The sequence below is a fragment of the Pelomonas sp. KK5 genome, from assembly GCF_001984095.1.
In the GTDB taxonomy this organism is placed as follows: Bacteria; Pseudomonadota; Gammaproteobacteria; order Burkholderiales; family Burkholderiaceae_C; genus KK5.
In genome coordinates this window covers 1-3817 of the sequence record NZ_LYVQ01000369.1, presented here as the reverse complement: position 1 = coordinate 3817, position 3817 = coordinate 1, and the positions used below count along the sequence as shown (strand labels likewise).

General features: G+C 67.2%; 5 protein-coding genes. 4 read left to right on the top strand and 1 reads right to left on the bottom strand.

What is annotated here, in order from left to right:
* Positions 1–48: 48 nt before the first annotated feature.
* Positions 49–432, bottom strand: coding sequence for a VOC family protein (locus B0W88_RS30425; RefSeq protein ID WP_077038245.1), 384 nt, complete (start codon positions 430–432; stop codon positions 49–51).
* 85 nt (positions 433–517) lie between these two features.
* On the opposite strand from B0W88_RS30425, the gene argA reads away from it, so the two are divergent.
* The 4 genes from argA to B0W88_RS30405 all read left to right on the top strand — a co-directional run.
* Positions 518–1858: an amino-acid N-acetyltransferase gene (argA, locus tag B0W88_RS30420; protein WP_077038244.1), complete on the top strand. Its 1341-nt coding sequence runs from the start codon at positions 518–520 to the stop codon at positions 1856–1858.
* 52 nt (positions 1859–1910) lie between these two features.
* Complete coding sequence (locus B0W88_RS30415; protein ID WP_077038243.1) at positions 1911–2183, top strand: oxidative damage protection protein; 273 nt, start codon at positions 1911–1913, stop codon at positions 2181–2183.
* Positions 2184–2303: 120 nt separating this feature from the next.
* Positions 2304–2600, top strand: a complete 297-nt coding sequence (locus B0W88_RS30410) for an H-NS family nucleoid-associated regulatory protein (RefSeq protein ID WP_077038242.1) — start codon at positions 2304–2306, stop codon at positions 2598–2600.
* Between the two features lie 226 nt (positions 2601–2826).
* A partial coding sequence (locus B0W88_RS30405; RefSeq protein WP_144007082.1) for a PAS domain-containing protein occupies positions 2827–3817 on the top strand: 991 nt, incomplete at its 3' end.

The window sequence follows — 3817 nt, the reverse complement described above, 5'->3', positions numbered from 1 at the left end:
GGCGGGAGACTGATTCACAGGGCGCGGATTATCCGCGCCCTGACGACTTCACTGCTTGACGTAGGTGATCACGTTGATCACGGCCCCCTGCGGATCCCGCAGGCAGGCCATGCGGCCGACCGTGGGGATGTCCGTCGGCGGCATCAGCACCGTGCCGCCCTTCGCCGTCCACTGCTTCACCGTCTCGTCCACCGCGTCGACGGTCCCATAGCAGGACCAGTTCGGCGGCATCTTCTGGCTCGGGTCCGGGCAGGCCATCATGCCGGCGATCGGCGTGCCGTTCACCTTGGCCACGCGGTAGGTCATGCCCGGCATCTCCATCGCCTCGACGGTCCAGCCGAACAGGCCGGCATAGAAATCGGCGGCCTTGGCGGGATCGTCGGTCATCAGCTCGGACCAGCTGAAGGCGCCATGGGTCTGCATCACGTCCATCGTCTCGCTCCTGGTGGTTGGGAGCGCCGATGCTCGCGCCCCCACGCCCGGCTGGCAAGCCCTCCCTGCGGCACAATCGCGGCCCATGAGTCTTGTCTTCCCGCACACCTTCGTCCCCTGGTTCCGCGCCGTCGCTCCGTACATCCACGCGTACCGGGGCGAGACCTTCGTCGTCGGCATGCCGGGCGAGCTGGTGGCGGCGCACAAGCTCAATGTCTTCGTGCAGGACCTGTCGATCATGCATGCGATGGGCATCAAGATCGTGCTGGTGCACGGCTTCCGCCCGCAGGTCAACGAGCAGCTCGCGGCCAAGGGCATCACGCCGCAATACAGCCACGGCATCCGCATCACCGACGAGGTTGCGCTGGACGCTGCGCAGGAGGCCGCCGGCCAGCTGCGCTTCGAGATCGAGGCCGCCTTCTCGCAGGGCCTGCCGAACACGCCGATGGCCAACGCCACCGTGCGCGTGGTGTCGGGCAACTTCCTCACCGCGCGGCCGGTCGGCATCGTCGACGGCGTCAACTTCCAGCAGAGCGGCCTGGTGCGCAAGGTCGACGCGGCGGCGATCCAGCGCGCGATCGACACCGGCGCCATCGTGCTGCTCTCGCCCTTCGGCTTCTCGCCGACCGGCGAGGCCTTCAACCTGACGATGGAGGACGTGGCCACCAGCGCGGCGATCGCCTTGCAGGCCGACAAGCTGGTCTTCGTCTGCGAGGCCGACGGCGTGCCCGAGGACGTCAACGACCCCGAGAGCGCCATCGATACCGAACTGGCCCTGGCCGATGCCCAGCGCCTGCTCGAGAAACTGACGACCGAGCCCAAACCCACCGAATGGGCCTTCTACCTGCGCCATTGCGTCAAGGCCTGCCAGGCCGGCGTCGAGCGCTCGCACATCATTCCCTTCGCCGCCGACGGCGCGCTGCTGCAGGAGGTCTATACCCACGACGGCATCGGCACGATGGTGGTGGACGAGAAACTCGAAAGCCTGCGCGAGGCCACGCCCGACGATATCGGCGGCATCATTGCGCTGATCGAACCGTTCGAGCGCGACGGTACGCTGGTCAAGCGCGACCGCACCGAGATCGAACGCGATATCGAGCACTACACCGTGATCGAGCACGACGGCGTGATATTCGGCTGCGCGGCGCTGTATCCCTATGTGGAGGCGCGCACCGCGGAAATGGCCGCCCTGACGGTTTCGGCCGAAGTACAGGGCCAGGGCGACGGCGACCGGATATTGAAGCGCGTCGAGCAGCGCGCCAAGACCATGGGTTTGACCAGCATATTCGTGCTCACCACGCGCACGATGCACTGGTTCATCAAGCGCGGTTTCCAGCAGGTCGAGCCCGAGTGGCTGCCCGAGGAACGCAAGCGCAAATACAACTGGGACCGGCGCTCGCAGGTGCTGGTCAAACGACTGGCCTGAGCCGACCGCCTATTTTTCCTTTCTCTCCAACAAGACAACCGAGGTTTCTGCCATGGCCCGCATCGTGCAATGTGTTTATCTGAAGAAGGAAGGTGAAGGCCTGGACTTCGCCCCCTATCCCGGCGAGCTGGGCAAGCGCATCTACGAAGGCGTCAGCAAGGAGGCCTGGGCCGCCTGGATGAAGCACCAGACCATGCTGGTCAATGAAAACCGCCTGAATCTGGCCGATCTGCGCGCGCGCCAGTATCTGGCGCGTCAGATGGAGCAATTCTTCTTCGGCGGCGGCGCGGAGCAGCCGGCTGGGTATGTTCCGCCCGCGGAGTAAGCCCCCTTATTCGTTGGTTTGCTGCCAAAGCGTCTGATATTCAATCTGGAAATCCAGAAACATTGCTGCCTATAATCCCCGAGGTCGGCACCTGTCGAACCACCGCTTCGAGGATTTGAGATGGCATCGTTGAAAGACCTTTTGGCCCAGCGCGCTGCGCTGGACGAACAAATTGCCGAGACCAAGGATCGCGAACGCAGCGAAGCCGTCTCCAAGGTGAAGTCGCTGATGTCCGAATATGGGCTCACGATCGCCGACCTCAGCATGCGCACGGCCAAGGTGGTCAAAACCTCCAAGGTGGCCGCCAAGTACCGCAACAAGGCCACCGGTGAAACCTGGAGCGGCCGCGGCCTGCAGCCCAAGTGGCTGAAGGCGGCCATTACCGGCGGCGCCAAGCTGGAAGATTTCATGGTCTGAAGCCCGCCTAGGGTTTCCACCGTGCGCAAGCACGCAAAGCCACCCACGGGTGGCTTTTCCTTTTGTGCCCGCCGCGGCGGGGCGGTAAATCAATGCGGGTTTCCTCCCCATCCATATCGAGGGGGATTTCGGGAATAGTTGGCAAATCGCGCTGATAGCATCCGCGCGGCTCCCGCCCACCCCAAGCCTTGGCCAGTACGGCAGGCATCGATCCCCGAAATCGCCTGTGCTGCCGCTCACCCTGATTCCCGCCGGCCTGTTCTGCTCCCTCGCCGGCTGCGCGCTGGTCATCCATGCCGCCGGCCGACGCCAGCGCCTGGACCGCCAGCACAGCCTGCTGGGCGAGATCGGCGCGGCCGACTGGCGGCGCCTGCCCTTCGGCGGCAGCCTGCGGCTGGGGCGCATGTCCTTCTCCCCCGCCTGGCAGCGCATCACCGGCGGCGTGCCCGCCAGCCGGCGCAGCCAGGTGGACGGCTGGCTGGACGAGGTCGCCCATCCGCTGGACCGCGAACAGGCCGGCGCGGCGCTGCGGGCCCAGTTGCTGCCCGACGGCGCGGCCGAACAGCGCCAGACGCTGCGCCTGCGCAGCCCCGGCAACGGCGAATGGCGCTGGCACGAACTGCGTACCGTGGTCCAGCAGCGTGACCGCCGCGGCCGCGCGCTGCGCCTGCTGAGCACGCTGGCCGACGCCAGCGGCCAGCACACCGCCGCGGAGCGCGAGCGCATCAGCGCCGGGCTGTTCCAGCATCTGCAGGAAGGCGTGCTGGTGACCGACCTGCAACTGCGCGTGCTGGATGCCAACCCCGCCTGGTGCCGCATCGCCGGCCAGCCGCGTGAGCAGTTGCTGGGGCGCCGCGCGGCGCCCCCCGATGCGCTGCTCCGCGCCGGCCACGATCCCGCCGCCGTGCAGCGCACGCTGGATGCCGGCCAGGACTGGCATGGCCACGTCTCGCTGCAGCGCGCCGACGGCAGCTTCTGCACGCTGGCGCTGAGCATCACGACCATTCCCGAGCCCGGCGGCCCCTTGCGCTTCCGGGTCGTCACCGCCACCGACGAAACCGAGCTGCTGAGCCAGCGCCAGCTGCTGCAGCGCCAGTCGCGCTACGACGCGCTGACCGGCCTGCCCAGCCAGGGCGAGTTCATGCGCCAGCTGCGCGGCACGCTCGAGGCCGGCGGCGCCAGCGGGCCGCGCAGCTGGCGCATGAACTCGCCCTGGC

Excerpts from the sequence above, each read along its gene's own strand:
- argA (WP_077038244.1), top strand. The coding sequence starts at position 518 with ATGAGTCTTGTCTTCCCGCACACCTTCGTCCCCTGGTTCCGCGCCGTC.
- B0W88_RS30425 (WP_077038245.1), bottom strand. The coding sequence starts at position 432 with ATGGACGTGATGCAGACCCATGGCGCCTTCAGCTGGTCCGAGCTGATG.
- B0W88_RS30410 (WP_077038242.1), top strand. The coding sequence starts at position 2,304 with ATGGCATCGTTGAAAGACCTTTTGGCCCAGCGCGCTGCGCTGGACGAA.
- B0W88_RS30415 (WP_077038243.1), top strand. The coding sequence starts at position 1,911 with ATGGCCCGCATCGTGCAATGTGTTTATCTGAAGAAGGAAGGTGAAGGC.